The organism is Dokdonia sp. (genome assembly GCF_039945015.1).
Lineage (GTDB): Bacteria > Bacteroidota > Bacteroidia > Flavobacteriales > Flavobacteriaceae > Dokdonia.
This window is the reverse complement of sequence record NZ_JBDUXP010000030.1, coordinates 140,810-161,937: the sequence shown is the minus strand read 5'-3', so window position 1 is coordinate 161,937 and position 21,128 is coordinate 140,810. Positions and strand designations below refer to the sequence as shown.

Sequence of the window (21,128 nt, the reverse complement as noted above, 5' to 3'; positions counted from 1 at the left end):
AATCTTTTAAATGTTTCTTATGCAAGAATGGTATAGTGCGCTCTCTAGTTTTGAGCAAGTCTTTTGGAGTATCGCTTTGATCGCTTCTGTGTTTTTTGTCTTTGTTCTGGTAACCACCCTTATAGGAGGTGATACAGATGGTATAGATGGAGATGTAGACGCAGATGTTGAAGGGGATACAGGAATCGGTTTTCAATTTTTTAGTTTTAAAAATATTGTAGCCTTTTTTACCATTTTTGGATGGAGCGGAATATCATTTCTAGAGGCGGGCATGTCAAAAGGAATTGTGGTGCTTCTTGCTGCAGTCTGTGGTCTAGCGATGATGTTTGTGATGGCATTTTTAGTGTACCAAATGCATAAAATGACAAGTAGCGGAACACTCAAAATGAAAAATGCAATAGGACAAATAGGAGAAGTATACCTTACTATAGGTGCAAATCGATCTCGTATGGGGAAAGTGCAAATTACAGTACAAGGAACTTTACGAGAACTCGATGCACTTACAGATGAAGATGCAGATCTGTCTACCCATACAGTTATTACAGTAAAAGAAATTACATCAAACGGAATTCTAATCGTATCACAAACTAAATAATTAAAAACCTATGTCAAAGTTATTGCTATTACAAACAGATGGTATAGCAGGAGTTGCAGCTATTGGAGCAGCCATTCTATTCGTCTTTATCATCCTTATTTTTATTATAAAACGATATAAAAGATGTCCTTCAGATCGCATCCTTGTGGTGTATGGGAAAGTAGGAGGTGGGAAGTCTGCCAAGTGTATTCATGGAGGAGCAGCCTTTATTTACCCAGTAATTCAAGATTATCAATTTCTTGACTTAACTCCCATGTCTATTGAGGTAAATCTTATCAATGCCTTAAGTAAACAAAATATTCGTGTGAATGTTCCTTCTCGATTTACAATAGGAATCTCTACAGAGCCAGGTGTGATGCAAAACGCTGCAGAGCGTTTGTTAGGATTACGTATGGAAGATGTAAAAGAACTTGCAATGGAGATCATTTTTGGGCAGTTACGTCTTGTAGTTGCTTCTATGGATATCGAAGAGATTAACTCAGATCGTGATAAATTCTTGACAAATATCTCACAGAGTGTAGAAGGGGAATTAAAGAAAGTAGGACTTAAATTAATCAACGTAAATATTACAGATATTGTTGATGAATCTGGATATATAGAAGCATTAGGAAAAGAAGCAGCAGCACATGCTATTAATGCGGCACGTAAATCTGTAGCAGAAAAAACACGTGATGGATCTATTGGAGAAGCAAATGCAGTACAAGATGAACGTTCACAAGTAGCTGCCGCAAATGCACAAGCCGTAGAGGGAGAAAATGAAGCAAAAATCGCTGTAGCAAATTCAGATTCCTTACGTCGTCAGCGTGAAGCAGAAGCAGAACGTGTGGCAATCGCATCAGAGAAAGTACAAAGTGCAAAAGCATTGGAAGAATCATATGCAGCAGAGAAAGATGCCGAGCTTGCCCGTGCAGAGAGAGAACGTTCTTCTCAAGAAGCAGATATCATTGTCCCTGCCGAAATTGATAAACGTAAAGTAGAAATAGATGCCGAGGCCGAAGCAGAAAGAATAAGACGTCGTGCAAAAGGAGAGGCAGATGCGATCCTTTTTAAAGCACAAGCCGAAGCACAAGGACTCTATGAAGTATTAACCAAACAAGCAGCAGGTCTTGATCAGATCGTAAAAGCAGCGGGTAATAACTCTAAGGATGCAGTATTATTATTAATTGCAGATAAACTTCCTGAGTTAGTTGCTACACAAGCAGAAGCGATTAAGAATATTAAGATTGATAAAGTAACCGTTTGGGAAAACGGAGGAGGAGGAAAAGATGGAAAAACATCGACCTCAAACTTTATTTCTGGAATGTACGGTGCCGTGCCACCATTACAAGAAATGTTCAATATGGCTGGGATGGATCTTCCTGAATATTTAAAAGGAAAAGATATCTCAAAAACGACCGATGCTATAGAAGATGCCGAAGAAGTAAAAGAAGATGAAGAATAGTCTATAGATTCAAATAGAGTTTAAGAATAAAATCCGCTGATACAGCGGATTTTTTTTTACTTTTGAACCATATGTAAATGAATGCTAGTGTAGCCTTTTTACGCTTTCGCGAAAGCGTATACAACAACACCCACAAAGCCCATGAAAAACATACTATATTTTTTTGTTGTAATCTTTTTTTCTGGATGCACTCAGGCACAAGTAGACCCAAATATTTATGGAAAATTTACAGAGCAAACTATCGAGATAGATGGGTATAATATACATCTAGAAGTAAAGGGAGAAGGCGATGCCATTTTTTTCTTACCTGGAGGTCCTGGGAATTCTCATGATTATATGCAAGGTAATTTTGGGCAGTATTATAAGACACATAAAGTGGTGTTTTTTGATTGGCTAGGAAGAGGAAAATCAGACGATGCAAAAGACGTTTCTGAATACTCTGTCGAAGCAGATGTCGAGATGATAGAGAAAATACGGAAGCATTTAGGATTAGAAAAAATATCGGTAGTTGGGCATTCATACGGTACTGTTCCAGCACAAGGATATGCAATAGCCTATCCAGATCGTGTACAGCGTATGGTACTTATAAATGGTTTTCATAGTGGTGCAATGTGGCAAGCAAACTGCGATAGTTATAATCATTATGCAAAAACACATTTTCCAGAACGTTGGAAAAAAGTAGACTCTTTACGAGCATTAGGATATCTCTCTACAGATACACCTTTGCAAGAAGTGTACGGAGATTTTCCTACAAAATATATTTATTATCATAACACGAGTTTAAAGCAGAATGCACCCTCTGGAAACTATAGAGGATGGGCTGGCGATGTCTATGCTCAGATCATAGGACCCGATGGAGATTTTGATGTAAGTGGGAGTATGATTAAACAAGATTATAGAAGAAAATTAAAAGATGTTCCTGCACAAACATTAATTATAGCAGGAAGATATGATGGAGTTTCTACTCCAGAATTTGCAGTGCAGTATAAAACATTTATGCCAAAAGCACGTTTTGAAATGTTTGAAAACAGTGCACATAATCCGTATCTTGAAGAACCAGAAAAATTCTTTAAGATATTTAATGAATTTTTTGAGATTAAAAATTAAAAATATAAAGACCAAGTGAGTAGTATAAGACACAACTGGACCAAAGAAGAAATACTTTCTATTTACAATAAACCAATGATGGAATTACTGTATGATGCAGCAACAGTACATCGTTTACATCATGACCCTAATACGGTACAAGTATCTACACTGCTTTCTATTAAGACAGGAGGCTGTCCAGAAGATTGTGGGTATTGTCCGCAAGCAGCACGATATCATACCGATATAGAAGGGAATGACTTAATGTCTGTGCAACACGTAAAAGCGCAAGCTTTACGTGCAAAAGCTTCTGGAAGTTCTAGAGTTTGTATGGGAGCTGCTTGGCGTAATGTAAAAGATGGACCAGAATTTGACGACGTGCTAGAAATGGTACGTACGATTAATAAACTAGATATGGAAGTGTGTTGTACGCTAGGAATGGTAACAGAAAACCAAGCACAACGCCTTGCAGAAGCTGGATTGTATGCATATAATCACAACCTTGATACGTCAGAAGATTATTATAAAGATGTCATTTCTACACGTGCGTTTGAAGACCGTCTGGATACGATTTCAAATGTGCGTAAAACCAATGTTACTGTATGTAGCGGAGGAATTATAGGAATGGGAGAAGCGGTAGAAGATCGTGCAAGTATGCTTGTTGCACTAGCAACACTAGATCCACAACCAGAGTCTGTTCCTATTAATGCACTTGTTGCTGTACCAGGAACTCCTATGGAAGATATAGAACCTATTTCTATATGGGAAATGATCCGAATGGTCGCGACTACGCGTATCATCATGCCACAGACCCAAGTGAGACTTTCGGCAGGAAGAACAGAGATGAGTAGAGAAGGACAAGCCATGTGTTTCTTTGCGGGAGCCAATTCTATTTTTGCAGGAGATAAGCTATTAACGACACCTAATCCAGATGTAGGAGAAGACATGAAAATGTTTGAATTACTAGGATTAAACCCTCAGAAACCATTTGTAAAAAAGGCACAACCAGAAACGGTAGAAGCGGCAGATTCGCAATATGAATCACTTGGTGAAAAACCAAAATGGTCACGACCAAATTATACGATAGAACGTAATGAAGAAGCAAAACTAGCAGGAAAGAATAGCTAGAAATAGATTAAATATTAAAAATAAAAAAGCCCATTTTCTTAGAAAATGGGCTTTTTTATTTTTAATGGTCAGAAGCCAATAGTTACATAGAAACTTAATTTAAAAGCTTGTGTTGTAAATTTTCTTCTAGATCTACCACTTTACTTTCCAATTCGTGTAAACGATGATAAATATCTACAGGTTCAGGCATTTGTTTTGATGCATACATCGTCACATACCATACTTCCATAATGTCTTCTACATTCATTGTATAAGTTGGATAATTTCCGTCTGTATTATCACTCTTTAAAATAAGTTTTCCGCGTTCTGAAATTCTATTAATAGTACGCTTTAATACGATCCCATCATTTTTACTCACAATAATATACACACGTCCATCTTTTATATCGCCTAGGTCTTCTACATATTTACCAAAGACCAAATCACCATCAAAAAAAGTACGTACCATAGAATTGCCGTGTACCTCAAAACAACGATACGTCCCATTGGTAAGATGTGGCATATGAAACGAAGGAAGCGTTTCTATATATTCTGTATCTCCATACCCATCGAGATATCCTGCTCTTGCTTTTATAGGGACATATATTACATTTTCTTCTCCGGTTTGATTTACAGCAACCACTTGTGGCATTCCAGAATATGTTTGACTCTGTGGAACATCCGTTTTAAGCATGACATCGCTCTGTCCAAAGAGATAATCGGGGTTAATTTTGAAGGTTTCTATGATAGATTTTAAGACATCATAACCGGGTTTGGTTTTCTTTCGAGTTCCGTCTGGCTGTGGCCTTCCGTTAATAATACTGTCTATCGTGGTGCCTGTAACTCCAATTTGTTTTGAAAACGAAAAATTATTGAATCCAAAATGCCTGATAATGTTTTTTATCTTATCATTTATAGTTTCCATAGGGAAGGATGTTTTTTATCTTGCTTTTTGTGATAAAATTAACTCAAATGTTTGGTTTTAGCTGCAAAATGTTTTATATTTGTACTGTAGTTAAGCGCTAACTTACAAAAAATTGCTGAATAATTAAACATTTGTACAATATATTTGGCATTTTACAATAAATAGACTACAACAATAACGTAAAAGTTGTAGCGTCATATTCTTACAATTTTGAGAATATCAATCATCTTTTCATGCACCACTTTAAGAAAAGAGTAGTAAATGTCCTTTTAATAAGGATGAATATTAATTTTTTAATTTTTAAAGTTTGAAAAATCCAATTATATTTTTTTAGATCATTTTGGGGACAACACGCAAGGCGCGTTGTAATAACTTAAACCGTAACAGTCTACCCTAATAAGGACTGCACCTTTTTCTAAAATCTTTTTTAAAAGACCACTATTATATGTGTTTATAACATATGTTATACCTATGCTTTTTAAGAAACGATCTTGTAGAAAAATAGAAAATCTAGTGATGTATTAAAACTTCGTTATGAAGTTTATGAATGTATAAAAATGACATGTTGTACATGTTGGCATGGGATTCCTATGCCCACATGTAGGTGTAAAAACACGATACATAGGAAGACTATGTTAGACTGTCATAACGATTTTAATACGTCATACTAGTTTATGTACCGAAGGCTTTTTTCTTAAAAGCCACTTGACCTTACGATATTCTTATACCTAAGAATATTGATCACTTTTCCAAGCACCACTATAAAAATGAGATTCTAATCTCAAAGAGGACACCTATGTCCAAATTTTAACAATAAATAAATATTTAGAACATGAAGAAGAAACCTTCAAAAGCAAATTTATTCAGATTTGTAACCTTAAGAAATCCGCAATTAATTGCAGAAGAGAGTAGAGACCATGGCTTTGTCTTTTTTCCAACTACGATCAATAGTAAGTTTATAGATGACCTTGACGGAGCTAGTAATGAAGATCAAAAAACAATAGTCCAAGCAGAGGTTGCAAGTAATCCTCCGCTATTAACAAAGAGAGCTGTTCGCAATCAAAACGTAAACCTCTATCGTTTTTCTTCTTGGCTAATGCGTAACAAGAATGCACTTACGTATGTTGAGATAAAAAATAATATTGCAGGAGTTGCTGCTTTGACTGACGAAAAAGAGTTGAAACTCTGGGATAATCTAGTATATCAAACCATTGAACGTACATCAGTATATGTAAGAGAAGCGCTAATTCAAATGCTGATTACAAATAAGTTTGTAAAAGCCTTTGTAGAATTTTCTAAAGATATGCCAGATGATCTTGTGTTTACAGAAGATCAGGAAAAAGAATTTATACGTAGAGCACATGCGAGTGTGGTGATCTCTAAAAGTATGTTTAATACAGAAGGGAAAACAGCTAACAAAAACAAATATGTTTCAAAACGTGTTCGAGATGCAGTAGAAAATGAGATGAAAGTGATTTTAGCAAAAGAGCGTATTACGTCTTATGAAGAACTGATGAAAGAACTTAATACCGCAGAAATCGTTGTCCAGAAAGAAAATCAAGAAGCCTACGATACTGCTTTAGATTCATATAACGCACATGTAGATTCACTTATTAAAAATGCAAAAGCAGTCGTTGTAGAAGAAGTAAACCCAGTAACAGGAAAAACAGAATCTAGAACGACATATCCAGACTTAGTTATTCCAGAATTCTCTTTTGAAGCAAAAACGGAGACAGATGAGACGATTCTATCAAAAGAGATTTCTAAAAACGCTTTTGACTTACTAAGAGCCGAAGGACTGTTAATACATAATTCTATTGCGCAAGTAAAACAGACGTTGGTAGAGACTATTGCTAGAGAAAATGGATTTTTGGTAACAACGTATTCTCAAAAAGCAAAGCGAGTAAAGATAGGAGGGTCTATCGTTAGACTTGCTAATAGAATAAATGTTCCTACAGCCGATTATAATGTATCTCCATTACATGAAATAAACCCATCTGGAGAGCGAGATATCAATATGCAAATATATCGTCAGATCAATGGGGCGCAAATTGTATCGACATCCTATGAAGCTGAGTTTAGTAATGGAACTTCATTAGACGGAACAGATTTTACTGTTACAGAGACATCATCTGGAACCTTGTTAAAATTGTTTCCTAATCTTGTTGTTTTCCCATCAGCTACATATACGCTTACAGGAGAAATTACACTAGACGATAGTCGAGTACTAAATTTTGAACAAGAAGTAGTAGGTACACGTTTAAATCTAGGAGATTTTGAAGAGGCAACAGGAAATGGGACTGTAGATACGTCAGATAAGCAAGTATACGGAGTTACAAAACTTGGGATTGCAGATTTTAGACGTGTAGAACAAGAAGTGTGTTGCTATGTAGCAGGAGAAGTCTCTCATATTGAGAATATTCTTGCAAGAGAATATAAAGAGCGAGCGACACGTAGCTTAACAAGTGTTGAGACCACGACAGAAGAAACCACAGAACGAGAAGTAGAAAACTTAAAAGATACCTCGACAACAGAACGTTTTGAACTTCAAAGTGAAACATCTTCTATCATTAATGAAGATAGTGCACAAGATGCTGGTGCAAATGCAGGCGTAAATGGTAGTTATCCAGGAGGTAATTATAGTGCAAGTGCTTTCTTTAATACATCGTCGTCTAGTTCTAGTTCAAACTCAAATTCTGAAGCACAAACCTATGCAGAAGAAGTGACAGAAAGAGCTTTAGAGCGAGTGGTTGAGAAAGTAACACGTAAGCGTACATCTCGTATCCTTAAGGAATATGAAGAAAACAACAAGCACGGATTTGATAATACTCAAGGTGGCGAACATGTGACAGGTATATATCGTTGGGTAGATAAGATTTATAACAATCAGTTAATTAATTACGGAAAACGATTGATGTATGAATTTGCGATTCCTGAACCTTCAAAATTCTTTAAAGAAGCAATTTTTGATAGATTAAATTCTGGGGATGTAAACACAGATACGGCTGTTTTACCAGAAGAGCCACAACACCCTAGAGATCATGGAATGACTGCAGCAACTGTCATTAGCGCAGGGAATTATAGAGGATGGGCAGCACCATACAATGCAGAAGTTAATGCAGTCCCTAATTCAAATATTTCAGTAGGAGAATCTTTTAATATTAATATTACAGGAGGTGCTGTATTAGACCATACAGAATCAAATTCTGGGAATGGTAAAATAAATATTCCAGAAGGGTATAAGGCAGTTTCTGTTTACGGTGTGTTTAATGCTTCCAGTGATAATGATAGTCAAGGAAATATTTTATCTCTTACGATAGGGAATAAAACGGTAAAATATACAGCAGGGTTTCATAATAGAACATTAACACTTACAGGATCTGTAAATCCTTATGAGGGAGAAATTCCTGTATCCTATACCTTAGGAAATCATGTAAGTGGAGATATCTCAGCATCGGTAAACTGTGTGCCTACTACACAAGCACTGCAACAATGGCAATTAGAGACATTTAATGCGATTATGGATGCTTATGAAGAACAACTTCAAGCGTATAGGGATGCATTAGCAGCTATTATAACACCAGTAGAAGTAGATCCAAAAAAGGTGTCGTTTAATCCATTGTTTAACCGTAGCATTGAGAAAAAGGAGATCAAGCGTATCGCTATTGAGTTATTAGCAGAACAGTTAGGTCAAACCACGGCTCAGAATAATTATGGTTCTAAAAATGACCTTACAGGAGTTTCTACAGTAACAAAAAACAGCACTTTTAATACTCATGTAAACACGGTGAAGTTCTTTGAACAAGCCTTTGACTGGGAGATTATGGCGTATTTATTCTACCCTTATTTTTATGCAGAGGAGGAGAATTGGAAATCCTTATTCCAGGAAACAGAAGCTGCAGATCCTATTTTCCAGGCCTTTTTACAGTCAGGAATGGCACGTGCGGTAGTTCCAGTACGTCCAGGATTTGAAGACGCGGTAAACTGGTATATGGAGACAGGAGAATTATGGGAAGGACAAGGTCTTGTCATTGCAGAGGATAGTGATCTATATGTTTCTATCTCAGAAGAGATGCAAACCGTAGATGGGGAAGTAGAAAGAGAATGGGAAACCCGTGTACCTACCTCTCTTACTATTTTACAAGCAGAATCTGCATCCCTAATAGAAGGCGGACTTCCTTGTTTTTGTGAAGACAAAGAAGAGGATAGTACCATTACGCGTAGTGATGCAAAGCTCATAGGACAAGCACAGCAAGCAACAGAAGGGGGTGAGATTATACCGCCAGCTACTTTTTAAGAACTCGTTTTTAAAAAAGACTTTATCCTTTTCATGTAAGCTTTAGTGGTAACGCTTACTTGCCTGCCGAATGGAAGGCGCGAAAGTAAATAGCCGCCCACGCACTACAGATCGTGTGTGGGTGAGGATAAAGATATAATACGTACTCGTATCACGAGTGCTATGTATAATTAAAAAAAAATAAAAACAATGAGCAGATTTAAATTTGCAGAAAGATTAGGATTTAGTCCGCCAATTGAGTTTGAGGGAGATGTGAAAAGAAGTGGTCATTATACAGGAGCGATAAACTTTAAAAAGCTATTTACATTCTTAAAACAAGGTGTTGCAAAAAATGGAATTACAGAGCCATTTGATTATAAAAACTTTATTGAAACTAGAGTAGTAAAAGGCGGAAGTACATTTACATCTATTGGGGTTGGAGTGTCTTCTCCAGATAGGGTGGTGGCTTATACAATTCCTTATGAAACACAAACTGAAACAGGAGAAGATGTAAGCCTGCGTCCTAAAAGAACTCTTAATAAATGTATTGATACCATAAATACAGTGCCAGATATTGCAATCGTAGCGGACTTTAAATCAGAAACAATACGTTTAATAATTGCATTTGCCTATAATAAAGATGGGAGAAAAAAGATTCCATTACGTAATTATGCTGTTGTGTTTACTACATTTCATTATGAACATTTTGAAACTATTTTAAGAGAAGTAGGGGTTGATCTTGAGGCAACAGGAATTATTACTAATGGAGTAAGCATTGACCTCTCTGAAAAAATAAAAAGCACGTTTGCAGATGCATTTCAAAAGGCAGGAAATGATAGGAATCAACTGGATTGGCTCTACGCAGCAGCCCCTAATTTTATCATACAAGAAAGAGGAAAGAAACAATTAATTACTGACCTTACATTGATTCTTGAAGGACTTGTAGACCAGATAGGAGTTGATGAAGAGCGGGTAGTGATGCGTATTCTAGAAGGGCTTTTTATACTTTATTTATTAGAAGGAGAACCTGATGATTTTCTAACGAAGGAAACGGACGTTTTACTCAATATGTTAATTAGAAGGAAAGTAAAAGGCATTACGCTGTTTGAGCGTATGTATGAAAAAATGAATGATACTGGTTTTGGAGAAAATAACTTTACCAAACTCATGCAGTTTTTGTACAAACTATGGCTGCGTAGTAGTTGGGCAAAACAAAGTAGACATGCTAATGATGATACTACAGGACCTGAGAGTATTGCGTATACAAACACACGGGTATTAGGGTTTAATAATAATGAGTACAATTTTGAGTTTGAACGATTAGAAGAAGATATAAATAATCTTCTAGCTGTAAAAGCAACAAGAAAGCAACGTGTAGGGGGGTCTATAAAAGATGGTGTAGGAGGTTTTCATGTAACGAGTACAAGTTACCACCCTTTCCAGCCGTTACGTATGTCTGAGATTCCAGAAGAAGGAAAGAAAGGGTTTGTAATAGAAAATACCCTTATTCCTGCTTTTTATCTCAAAGCTTTTGATGATAAAGGTGCTTGGGAAAATTTTGAAAAAGGTGTTTGGCTTGCTGTTGATATTTTGACTATTGCAACAGGGGTAGGAAATATTTTAAAGTTTAGACGTTTATTAAACCTTGCTGTAAAAGGAGGGAAAGCAATTAGTAAGCTTGCTATTATTAAAATTGGTATCTCTGCAATTGAAATTACTTCTGGTACTTTAAGTGCTATGTTAAATTTAACAGATGGCTGCGCCCCGGCAAAAGCAGGAGAAGATAAATCACTATGCCAGCATATGCATGAGTATTTGTTTATACTAGACCTTTTAAGTTTAAGTGGTGATGTTGTAATTAATCGTTTATTAAAAAAGAAAGCAAGAGAAACTGTAGGAGTGGTAGAAGCTGCAGCAGGAAAAGCAAAAAACGCTAAAGAAGTAGAAGAATTAGATCAAGTGATTGATCATTTAAATGACATTATAGGAGTAAATGTTAAGATGAATTCTTTTATTAGAAAGTTTAAACGTTCAAAAGATTCATTAAGACTTATTTTTACATCAGAAATTATAACTGTTTTACGAGGTGTTACAAATCAAAGTTCTAAAGTGGCAGATGGTTTACAAAATAATGATATTATAAAAAGAGTGTTCGAGTCGCCAATTTTTCAATCCTATTATGTTGAAGTATTGGGTGGGAAAGTTGATGTTACCAGTGTGTCTGCTTTTGCTTTTCAGAAAACCCTTTATATTAGAGAGTCAAGTTCTGTAGAAACTTTTTTAAAAGAGATAGTTCATGAAGGAACACATATATTGGATAATAAAATAAAATTAAGAGATAATATAACTAAATTAGTTGACGAGACAGGGGAAATTATTCATGAGGGCGAGAAAATGTCTAAGTTTATTAAAAGCCTTAATGCAGATCAAGTATTTGAATTTAGAGCAAGGATATTTGAACGTGAGTTTGAATTAGCAGCAGGATTAGAACCAGAATATAAAACTATAAAAGAATTAATTGAATTTATAAAAGATAGATATTGAGATGGAGCCAATTATTAAAGAATTATTAGATGAAATGAATGCGTATGCTGATCAAAAAGACATAACAGTACATCATTTACAACAAGCAGAAAAGGTTTTAAAAGGGTACTCTAATTTAGTAACATTAATATTTGGTATACTAAATTGGAATAACCTTAAGATTCAATCTGTTTTAAAAGAAGATCCTAAAAAATTACCATTGACAACAGAAGGAATAGATCCTAAAAAAACCTTTATGAAGAAGATGGTTCTATTTGTAGAAAATTGTGCTCCTTTTAGGCAGGTTTTTGAAATTAAAGGAGAATTTCTTTATTATAAAGAAGAGTTGTCAGAAGAACAGGTACAAGAGATTAAACAATACATTACAGATATTACAGAACTTAAAGTAGATAGTGTTTATATAACACAAGATAAAATCAAAGATTAACTATTTACTCCCCGCTAGCGCTCGTCTGTGACAAGTGCCATACTGAGTGAGGGTTGTCATATTAGAATAAAAAGCCATACATAGAGATGTGTGGCTTTTTGTATTTTAAGATATATAGAAGATTTTTTTTGTGATGTTAAATGGATGAGTACTCAATACTTCACTCGTCACAGACGAGCGCTAGCGGGGGATCTAAAGAGGCATGCAAAAGTTGTAATCCTATGTTAAGACATTTTGAAATTATACAAGATTTAACAGAATTAAAAAAACAACAAAGATGTTTACAGAAGAATTACAAAACCATTTAAAAGAAATGGGATGGGAAAAAGGTAGAAAAAAGGAACAGTTTGATGCCTTTATGGAACAACACAATTATCCTGAATCTATAAGAGAATTCATAAGAGAATATGGAGGTTTATTAATAACAGAGTTAATAGATGAAAAATATAAACAAAACGTTATTAATAAAATATCATTAAACCCTTTAGATTCGGATGGTATGAATGCAGATTCTGTAGCTAAAGATTGGGCATCAGACTTAGATAGAGAGTTATATGTTATAGGATTATACTCTCCTGAAAACTTTGACATTGCAGTAGATGAAAATGGTGCTGTTTATTTTTTAGGTGAATATTGTTATTGTATTAGTAGTAATATTTATCAAGGAGTAGAGGCAATAATAAGAATTGATTTTGGATCTCAATTAAGCACAGATCAACCAGATACTACTAATGGAAAATGGTTTGATATAAAAGGAAAAGAAGTGGATTTTGCTTCTTATGTATTTAAATATAAATAAGAGTAATGAAATTTAGACAAGAAGTACAAGAGCTTTTTGAAAAAGCTGGTTGGCATGAAGATAGAAATGTAAAATCTGTTTTCGATAGTATTCCTAGATTTAATGAGTTTCCTGAATTTCTAAAAGAGTTTTTATACGAATATGGCAACCTAGAAGTCGAAACGTATAAATATTCTGAAGAAGATGTAACTGCACATTTAAACCTAAAAGCTATAAACACGGGTATTTATAAAATAAATAATTACCTTGATAATCCTAGGTATTATGGAAATATGATAACATTTCCTATCGCAGATTATCATTTAGACGTTACAACTTTAGAATGTGATTTAGAGGGTAATATATATATGTCAGGTGATTATCCGTGCTTAGTTTCCAATGATTTTAAGGAAGGTATTGAAAAAGTAATTATGGAAGATTATTCTAATACTTTTGAGTGGCATCCAGAAAAAAAGATATGGGTTCAAGAATATTAGAGTGCTCCCCGCTCCCGCCAGTTTGTAACTGGTGGCGGTAAGAGTGATCAGAAAACAACAATGTGCAAAAAGCTATGATGATACGTCATAGCTTTTTGTATTTTAGAATTAACAAGTGAAAATTTATGGCAAAAACATTTATAGATTATAGAGAGGATATAGGCTTCTGGGTAGCAGAAATATATATGGAATTAACATATGAATATGTACTTCAAGCTTTAAATAGTATAGAAGACGATTTGAGTATAAGAGAAGAATTAATAGAAGATATTGAGTTTAACATTAATGGTTTGGCTAGAGGAATGCTGACACTAACATGGTATAGTTTTTTAAAAAATGAAGAACAATTAAACGAAATAGATTTAGTTTTGAATAATGCAAAAAACCTATTATTAGACAAGGGGGAATATATTTTAGTAGAAGAATTAAATAAATATGAAGTGAAGAAAAAGGAAATGGCTTCTAAATGGCCTAAGCCCATAAAAACATCAGAAGTTATTAAAATAGTAGAAGCTCTTATTTTAATGTTAAATGATGAGTGGTATGAACCAAATTATTCTATGAATATAGATTATTCTTTTCTGTAAAACTAAAAGAAAGATAATTCTATCTAAGAATATTTCTCCCCGCTAGCGCTCGTCTGTGACGAGTGCCATATTGGGTGAGGGTTGTTATATTAGAATAAAAAGCCATACATGTTTTTGTATGGCTTTTTGTATTTTTAAATACTAATGAATAGGATATATATTCCAAAACATTAACGTTAGAAATAATACTGAAGATTCTGATAGTGTATTTGAGATTGATTCTATAAAATAATTGTAAAAACACTCGTCACAGACGAGCGCTAGCGGGGGGGGGGAATAATAAAAGATCAATGATATGGAAAATAACAATTTATTAATGATACCTATTTGGTTATTGTACAATACGGAGTCTTTAGAAGATATAACGTACGATGAAGTTCTTAGTGAGACTCTAAAAGACGGGTATGATTTAGATTCAAGAAAATTAATATATAAAGTTTTAGAGTGGGCTGAGTCAAAAACTGAATATGATTATAATGGTATTATGGATAATGCTCCTACTTCACGTAAATTAGATTATTCTAATTCAGAGATTTATCAATTTCTTATGGATTTTAAAAATTTTATGGAAAAAAGTGAATATGGATTGCTTTCAGATAACCGACCATCTAGAGAACTGTAAAATAATCGAATATAAATTTCAAAAATAAAAATACCCCTGACTCCCCCGCTCCCGCCAGTTTGTAACTGGTGACGATAAGAGTGGTCAGTACAATAACAATGTATAAAAGCTATGATCATACGTCATAGCTTTTTGTATTTTGAATGATATAAAAATGATAAGCTTAAATTAAAATTAAAAGAAATAATGGAACAGATATTAAAACAATCAAATAAAATGAGGGTTGCAGAAGATGACCTTGAGAATATACAACAATCCCACGGAGGGTATGATTTTTATGAATATAATGGTAAACCTTTTTCTGGGTATATGGTAATGGATTATCACCCTAATGGATTTGTTATGTTTGAAGAAGAGTATAAAGAAGGAGAACATGTAGGATGGGATAACCTCTATTATGAAAATGGACAATTGAATTCTGAAACGTTAATGGTAGGAGCTACCCCTATTGATTGTATTAAGTATGATGATGAAGGTAATATTACTAATCCAAGTAGGCCTTTGGTATCATCAGAACGTTACGAACATTATGTGAAAACATATAATTTGGATTAATAAAGATTAATTCTTATTAAGCTTTAATCCCGGTGGTAAGAGAATCAAAACAATAAAGAAAAGCTATGACCTAATATCATAGCTTTTTGTTTTTTCGCGAAAGCGTATTTTTGAGTTTGTGAAATATAAAAAGATGAATAACGAATTTAAAAGACCAGAACTTATACGAGTTGCAGAGGATGATTTGACCTATATAGGTACTGGTAAATATATAGCTGAAGAGTATTGGTATGAAGGAAAACCATTTGCAGGTTTTGTGGTTATAGATTATCATGATAATGGGAATATACAATCAGAACAGGAATATGTAGATGGACAGACTATGGGTTGGGAAGTGTTGTATTATGAAAATGGTAAAATAGAAATAGAAACCTTAATGTATGGCGCTACATCTGTTGTATATAGAGAGTATACTGAAGAAGGAGAATTATTAGAAGAAGGATGGGTGTATCCAAAAGAATTCTATAATTCTGTAGCGAGAGAAACAGGTATGGAAGCTATAGAGGAGTATGGTTTTACAGATGAGTAATAAGTCATTTTATATATGATGATAAAAAAGATCGTTAGCAATGACGGTCTTTTTTTTGCTTTCGCGAAAGCGAACTCTTATATACCTACATAAAAAATCAAACAAATTACAATGACTTCATTAATAAAACACACATATGTTTGTATATTATTTGTAATATGTGTATATTTGTAAAAGATTTTCCGACTAACATACCAAATCGACTATAGAATTATGCTAAAATAATTTGAATTAGTTTTCGCTAGTTTGAGGCGTAAAATTTCAGAATAGGTTCTACTATTTTTAAATTTTACAACGTAAAAATAGTAGAAAAATAAGCTGATTATTAGTGTAATTCTATGGTTGATTTGGTATTTCATACGATAGCAAAAGGCTATATAGGTGTCTTTCACTCAGATGATGACTCAGAACTTCGTAATGAGGATTGAAACTAGAATAAACCCTATTGTTTTCTTGATTTAAGCATAGTATCGCTATGGTTAAATAAAAAGGCAAAGCAAAGCGTTAGGGCTTGCAGTAGTTTCAAAACGTAATAGATTTTCTGAATCATCGTCTGGGTATAAAACCTACATAAAAAGAACCTGTATAACTCGCATATGTACGTGGTATCAAGAAGATATATATGCGCTAGGAATGCCCCAAAACATATGTTGAACTTTAAAAAATCAAACGCTTATGGAAATAGATAAATGGACAAAATTCATTTTTTGGGCTACAGCCATTCTTGCCCCTTTACAAGGAATGATGGTGACCATGGTATTCTTAATCATCGTCGACTTTATTACCGGAGTATACGCGGCCTGTAAAAATGGAATTCCGATACGTACCTACCGTATCATGCAAACCGTATCTAAATTCTTTATTTATAATCTAGTGATTCTAGCTGCCTACTTTCTAGAAATACACATTCTAGATGAAATCCCCTTTTTAAAAATTATTGCAGGCTTTATAGCTATTGCAGAGATTAAATCGATACTGGAAAACTTTAATAAGATTTACGGTGTAAACCCTTTTAGAGCACTCACTAATCTTTTAAGGAATTCTTTTTTAAAAGATACACTAGAAACTCTTTCTGAAGACACTACAAAAAAGAAAAAGAAGGAAAAAGGGAAGAAGAAAACCTAATGTAAAACCCTTTATTCTGCTCTAGCATAAGCAGAATAAAGGGTGTATTTTAAAAGCAGGATGTACTTTACTGCTTGATTATTTTTAAGGTTTGTGATGTGTTCTGGTTATCTACAATAGATAAAAAGTAAATCCCAGTGTTGAGTCTTTCTAAATCTAAACTTGTGGTATTACCAACAACTGTTTTGGTTTCAAAAAGCACTTTTTTACCATCTATACTATAGACTGTACATGTAATATCTCCTTGATATGCCATAGAGATGTTAAGCGTTGCATTTACGGGATTTGGAAATAAGGTAACTGGCGTTATTTCAGAAAATGAATCTGTGCTTAAGGCAGCTCCAGAAAAATAAGCAAGCCCTCTATCATATACATCTCCTCCAATTTGCTCCCCAAGAATACGTCCTGGTATATCATCTATAGGAGGATGTATCCCTCCCCAAATTCTAGATAAACTCGTTTGATCTGAAGCATCTTTATAGGTTGCCCATTGTAATGTCATATCTACCGAAGGTCCTTGTTCAAAAACAAGAAAATCATTTTGAGTAATATCAAAAACACCAACCCCACCAGGAAAGAATGGATCTCCCGTAGCTTGTGTAAGAATTTCTGCAGCTGCACTAGAAAATGTAGAGTGTCCAGAAATATATCCAGCAAATGGAGGGGTTACAAAGGTAGGTCGTTGGTACGGCCACCATCTGTTTGCATAAATCCAATCTACACCAGCAACATCTGTTTCTGGATCATTGATATAATCAGGACCTTTCCAAGCATTTACTTTAATTTTTCCAACAAATTCATCAGCATCACCTGCGAGCGGATCTCCTGCTTCAATCACCTCAATAAGCCCATCTATAAGCGGAAGCCCGTGCGGGTCATAACTGCCTAATGTGTTATCACTACTTTGCCCTTTTCCTGCCATATATCGCAATGCAGAGATAGGGCGTACATAATCATAATATCCTTTTAATCCCCATGTGTTTACCGCACTATCATGCATGGCAGCACCGAGTAAGAAATATAGTTTTATATCCCATTCAAGATCACTTAATGTCTCACCTTCTCCGCCTAATTTTTTTACAGTAAGTGGGTTGTCATTTACATAATTAAGAATCGTAAACCAGTGTCCTGGTGGTGTCTCAGAATCTGGGCCATCTGCCCAAAACTCTGCAAGTACACGTGCATAATCTGCTCTAGGAACCATCTGAGTAGGGTAGGGCTGTCCCGTCACTGGATTTACATCATGACCGATACTCGCATCTCCTCCGTTTTCAAAATCATAAAAGTCTTTATACTCTTCAAATGTTGTTGGGTAACTCTGGATATTTCCAATACTCGCTGGCGAGATGTCAATCATCACTCCGTCTGATGGGTCTAGATGTTGTGACCAAGAAGTAACTAATGAAAATCCCCATTTATAGGGATCGTCTAAGGCATCTCCATCAGAATTCTGAATATACGATGGGTCTCCTGGATCATTATATACATAGTAATCAAAACCATTTATCGGGTAAATCTCTAGATCATCCTCACTTAATGCAAATGGAGTTACTTGTCCCCATTCTGGACTTAAAAAAGCAGGTACATTTTCTGGAATAGGATTTCCCCCTTGATCTATAAAAAATTCAAATGCCAAAGGTTGCCATCTGTCTGGATTGATATCATTAGTCTCTTCATACACTTCTAAAATCATAGGTGTATTAGAAGGAACATAGAATGTATTTGCATACTCATTGGCTTCATTAGATCCATCTTGTAAACCAAAAGCAATCATTTGTGCTGCTATATAATTCCCTAATGCGGCATAAGAATCTGATGAATAATCGATACTCGTAAAAGCGTCATCATACCCTAAGTCTGAAAATTTTGTTTCTAAAGCAGGGATGGTTTCATCCATGCCGGGAGATTCTGCAAAACGATGCGTTAATAATCTATAAACAGCATAACTTATAACTTCATCTCTTGCCTCTTCGAGATCGTTTTGATCATCAGGAATGGTAATTCCGTCAAAAGGAACTTGGAAACCTCCAAAAGATTTTCCTAAAAATAAAGGAACTGATGTGTCATCAAAAATAGACCAAGCATCATACATAACCACCGACGTATGAAAAAGATTACGAGCATGTACTGTGGGACGAGCAAAGTCATTACGAACAGCTTCTAAGAGTTCTTCATTCCATTCTCGAGCTATAGATTGTTGTGCATTTATTTGTAAAGTACTTAGACAAATAAATAAGAAAAGTAATAGTATACGCATAGATGTTGGTTTTTTAAAATAAAGAAATGCTATAAAATAGTCAATACTTCACTTTTGATAGTTATTGTAAATGTATGAATTATAGCTAATGAATTGATTTGTAACCAATAAAAAAATTATTTTTTTTAACAACGAACTCGTATTTAATGGTAATATGTAGATATTGAGTACTATATAAAACAAAAAAACGCCAAGAGGTTTCTCTTGACGTCTATGTGTATAGGGTATTTACTTTGTTGTAAATAGTTCCTTAAGTTGCTTTACCATCCCACTATTTCCAGAGAGAGTAATCTCGCCTACTTTATCAGCGATTTTTTCTACATACTCCATCTCTTTGAGTTTGTAAAGCATCTCATTATCTTCCATAAGCTTTGCCGTATTAAGTAAACTACGCGTACTTGCCGTTTCTTCACGACGCGTAATCACATTTGCTTGCGCTGTTTTTTGTGCGACCAATACACGGTTCATGATTTCTTTCATTTCCCCCGTAAGAATCACATCACGTACACCACAACTAGAAACAGTAACTCCTAGATTTTGAGTTGCCTTTTTACTGTTTTCAAAAACCGTTTGTGCAAGCGCTTCTTTGCTCTCTAATAATTCATCTAGTGTATATGTACCTACATATGCACGTAAAGCAAGTTGCAAAGCGATATATAATTGCTTTTCAAAATCTTTTGTTTCCAGCAATGCTTTTTCAATATTGGAGACCTTGTATTGTGCATAAAAGTTCAAACGAACAGTAGCTTTATCCTTGGTCAATAATTCTTGCCCAGCGATTTCTAATTGCAATTGACGCATATCTGCTTTTGCAATTTTTATTGTTGTGTCATTACGCCAGAAACGGTATGTGCCTCCTGTTAGAGTTTTTACATACAGATCATTTACAAGCATCACCGCTTTTTCATAAGCTGCCACTTCAAAAACACGAATATGTTTATTCAAATCATATTGCGAAAATGCTGTTTTGTCTATGTTTTCAGTAATATAAATCTTGCTCAGATCGGCACGTGTAAAGTTGTATTCTACAAGACCTTTCCAGAAGACATAACGTCCTGAAGTAAGGGTTTGGTTGTATTTTCCGTTTTTATAAACAATCACAATCTCGGTATCTGATACATCAATCACATCCCATAATCTGGCAAGTGCTTCATCTCTTAGAAATACTTCTAAGCTTACGGTGTTTGATGAAAAAGATAAGGCGGTATTGTGTATGTTTACGCTTTCGCGAAAGCCTACCCAGTGTACTCCTTCTATTAATACACGTTTGTAATCCCCATTCTTGAATACTAAGCCGACTTTACCGGCATTGATACGTATTTTTTTCATGTTGTAAATGCCCATATTGGGTCTTTTGTTTTATCCAAATACATAACTTGGATGTAATTAAACTTCGGTTTCGGGCATATTACCCTAGCAAAACTTCTATGACCGGTATACACAGAAATCTTGTTTTTTATATTGATTTCGCTACTTCTATTCGTCTTAAAATAGCTTTCGCGAAAGCGCACTCTTACAAAAAACAATACAAAACCTATCATCTTTTACACGCGGAATAAGTGATGTTACATAACAACCTGCAATCGGTTTTTTAAAGATCTTGAACGAGAAAGAATCATATATAAAAACAATTCTTTGCCGAAACAGATAGCCTAAAAAAGGAACTGTTTTGTGTTATATAATAGCAATGATTCAAAGCATATACAAGACCTGTCAGTACTCCTGTGTAGAAGTCTAACCGATAGACGTTGCATTGTTCAAAATACTACAGATTAAC

At 34.7% G+C, this 21,128-nt stretch carries 17 protein-coding genes; 14 read left to right on the top strand and 3 right to left on the bottom strand.

The window, feature by feature from the left end; all coding sequences use genetic code 11:
• Positions 1 to 19 precede the first annotated feature (19 nt).
• The 4 genes from ABJD27_RS20455 to bioB all read left to right on the top strand — a co-directional run bounded on the left by ABJD27_RS20455 (position 20) and on the right by bioB (position 4,250).
• On the top strand, positions 20 to 595 hold the full coding sequence (locus ABJD27_RS20455; RefSeq protein WP_348163833.1) for a hypothetical protein: 576 nt from the start codon (positions 20 to 22) through the stop codon (positions 593 to 595).
• A gap of 10 nt (positions 596 to 605) precedes the next feature.
• Entirely contained in the window at positions 606 to 2,036 is a 1,431-nt protein-coding gene (locus ABJD27_RS20450; RefSeq protein ID WP_348163830.1) for an SPFH domain-containing protein, read from the top strand.
• Between the two features lie 141 nt (positions 2,037 to 2,177).
• A complete protein-coding gene (locus tag ABJD27_RS20445) occupies positions 2,178 to 3,143 on the top strand; it encodes an alpha/beta hydrolase (protein ID WP_348163827.1) in 966 nt (321 codons plus the stop codon).
• A 15-nt stretch (positions 3,144 to 3,158) separates the two neighbouring features.
• A complete protein-coding gene (gene bioB, locus ABJD27_RS20440) occupies positions 3,159 to 4,250 on the top strand; it encodes a biotin synthase BioB (RefSeq protein WP_348163824.1) in 1,092 nt (363 codons plus the stop codon).
• Between the two features lie 94 nt (positions 4,251 to 4,344).
• Here bioB and ABJD27_RS20435 read toward each other — a convergent pair whose 3' ends face one another.
• On the bottom strand, positions 4,345 to 5,154 hold the full coding sequence (locus ABJD27_RS20435) for a S24 family peptidase (RefSeq protein ID WP_348163821.1): 810 nt from the start codon (positions 5,152 to 5,154) through the stop codon (positions 4,345 to 4,347).
• Positions 5,155 to 5,986: 832 nt separating this feature from the next.
• On the opposite strand from ABJD27_RS20435, the gene ABJD27_RS20430 reads away from it, so the two are divergent.
• From ABJD27_RS20430 to ABJD27_RS20385, 10 genes are all read left to right on the top strand, one after another.
• Complete coding sequence (locus tag ABJD27_RS20430; protein ID WP_348163818.1) at positions 5,987 to 9,451, top strand: hypothetical protein; 3,465 nt, start codon at positions 5,987 to 5,989, stop codon at positions 9,449 to 9,451.
• Between the two features lie 189 nt (positions 9,452 to 9,640).
• Positions 9,641 to 11,974: a hypothetical protein gene (locus ABJD27_RS20425; protein ID WP_348163815.1), complete on the top strand. Its 2,334-nt coding sequence runs from the start codon at positions 9,641 to 9,643 to the stop codon at positions 11,972 to 11,974.
• Position 11,975: 1 nt separating this feature from the next.
• Positions 11,976 to 12,401: a hypothetical protein gene (locus ABJD27_RS20420; protein WP_348163812.1), complete on the top strand. Its 426-nt coding sequence runs from the start codon at positions 11,976 to 11,978 to the stop codon at positions 12,399 to 12,401.
• Positions 12,402 to 12,678: 277 nt separating this feature from the next.
• On the top strand, positions 12,679 to 13,200 hold the full coding sequence (locus tag ABJD27_RS20415) for an SUKH-3 domain-containing protein (protein WP_348163809.1): 522 nt from the start codon (positions 12,679 to 12,681) through the stop codon (positions 13,198 to 13,200).
• Positions 13,201 to 13,205: 5 nt separating this feature from the next.
• Positions 13,206 to 13,676, top strand: a complete 471-nt coding sequence (locus ABJD27_RS20410) for an SUKH-3 domain-containing protein (protein ID WP_348163806.1) — start codon at positions 13,206 to 13,208, stop codon at positions 13,674 to 13,676.
• Positions 13,677 to 13,801: 125 nt separating this feature from the next.
• The gene (locus tag ABJD27_RS20405) at positions 13,802 to 14,263 is read left to right on the top strand and encodes a hypothetical protein (RefSeq protein ID WP_348163803.1); all 462 of its coding nucleotides are present in this window, start codon (positions 13,802 to 13,804) and stop codon (positions 14,261 to 14,263) included.
• Positions 14,264 to 14,579: 316 nt separating this feature from the next.
• Complete coding sequence (locus tag ABJD27_RS20400; protein WP_348163801.1) at positions 14,580 to 14,885, top strand: hypothetical protein; 306 nt, start codon at positions 14,580 to 14,582, stop codon at positions 14,883 to 14,885.
• 186 nt (positions 14,886 to 15,071) lie between these two features.
• The gene (locus ABJD27_RS20395) at positions 15,072 to 15,440 is read left to right on the top strand and encodes a hypothetical protein (RefSeq protein WP_348163799.1); all 369 of its coding nucleotides are present in this window, start codon (positions 15,072 to 15,074) and stop codon (positions 15,438 to 15,440) included.
• A gap of 133 nt (positions 15,441 to 15,573) precedes the next feature.
• On the top strand, positions 15,574 to 15,969 hold the full coding sequence (locus tag ABJD27_RS20390) for a hypothetical protein (RefSeq protein ID WP_348163796.1): 396 nt from the start codon (positions 15,574 to 15,576) through the stop codon (positions 15,967 to 15,969).
• A gap of 675 nt (positions 15,970 to 16,644) precedes the next feature.
• Positions 16,645 to 17,094 carry a phage holin family protein gene (locus ABJD27_RS20385; protein WP_348163793.1) on the top strand — a complete coding sequence of 150 codons (450 nt, stop codon included), beginning with the start codon at positions 16,645 to 16,647 and terminating at the stop codon, positions 17,092 to 17,094.
• A 67-nt stretch (positions 17,095 to 17,161) separates the two neighbouring features.
• Here ABJD27_RS20385 and ABJD27_RS20380 read toward each other — a convergent pair whose 3' ends face one another.
• Positions 17,162 to 19,351: a T9SS type A sorting domain-containing protein gene (locus tag ABJD27_RS20380; protein WP_348163790.1), complete on the bottom strand. Its 2,190-nt coding sequence runs from the start codon at positions 19,349 to 19,351 to the stop codon at positions 17,162 to 17,164.
• A gap of 228 nt (positions 19,352 to 19,579) precedes the next feature.
• Positions 19,580 to 20,680 (bottom strand): slipin family protein, encoded by a 1,101-nt coding sequence (locus ABJD27_RS20375; protein WP_348163787.1) that lies wholly within the window; start codon positions 20,678 to 20,680, stop codon positions 19,580 to 19,582.
• Positions 20,681 to 21,128: the final 448 nt, after the last annotated feature.

Coding starts and splice junctions, on each gene's coding strand:
- ABJD27_RS20410 (WP_348163806.1), top strand. CDS start 13,206: ATGAAATTTAGACAAGAAGTACAAGAGCTTTTTGAAAAAGCTGGTTGG.
- ABJD27_RS20455 (WP_348163833.1), top strand. CDS start 20: ATGCAAGAATGGTATAGTGCGCTCTCTAGTTTTGAGCAAGTCTTTTGG.
- ABJD27_RS20380 (WP_348163790.1), bottom strand. CDS start 19,351: ATGCGTATACTATTACTTTTCTTATTTATTTGTCTAAGTACTTTACAA.
- ABJD27_RS20415 (WP_348163809.1), top strand. CDS start 12,679: ATGTTTACAGAAGAATTACAAAACCATTTAAAAGAAATGGGATGGGAA.
- ABJD27_RS20405 (WP_348163803.1), top strand. CDS start 13,802: ATGGCAAAAACATTTATAGATTATAGAGAGGATATAGGCTTCTGGGTA.
- ABJD27_RS20385 (WP_348163793.1), top strand. CDS start 16,645: ATGGAAATAGATAAATGGACAAAATTCATTTTTTGGGCTACAGCCATT.
- ABJD27_RS20390 (WP_348163796.1), top strand. CDS start 15,574: ATGAATAACGAATTTAAAAGACCAGAACTTATACGAGTTGCAGAGGAT.
- ABJD27_RS20420 (WP_348163812.1), top strand. CDS start 11,976: ATGGAGCCAATTATTAAAGAATTATTAGATGAAATGAATGCGTATGCT.
- ABJD27_RS20445 (WP_348163827.1), top strand. CDS start 2,178: ATGAAAAACATACTATATTTTTTTGTTGTAATCTTTTTTTCTGGATGC.
- ABJD27_RS20435 (WP_348163821.1), bottom strand. CDS start 5,154: ATGGAAACTATAAATGATAAGATAAAAAACATTATCAGGCATTTTGGA.
- ABJD27_RS20395 (WP_348163799.1), top strand. CDS start 15,072: ATGGAACAGATATTAAAACAATCAAATAAAATGAGGGTTGCAGAAGAT.
- ABJD27_RS20425 (WP_348163815.1), top strand. CDS start 9,641: ATGAGCAGATTTAAATTTGCAGAAAGATTAGGATTTAGTCCGCCAATT.
- ABJD27_RS20450 (WP_348163830.1), top strand. CDS start 606: ATGTCAAAGTTATTGCTATTACAAACAGATGGTATAGCAGGAGTTGCA.
- ABJD27_RS20400 (WP_348163801.1), top strand. CDS start 14,580: ATGATACCTATTTGGTTATTGTACAATACGGAGTCTTTAGAAGATATA.
- ABJD27_RS20375 (WP_348163787.1), bottom strand. CDS start 20,680: ATGAAAAAAATACGTATCAATGCCGGTAAAGTCGGCTTAGTATTCAAG.
- ABJD27_RS20430 (WP_348163818.1), top strand. CDS start 5,987: ATGAAGAAGAAACCTTCAAAAGCAAATTTATTCAGATTTGTAACCTTA.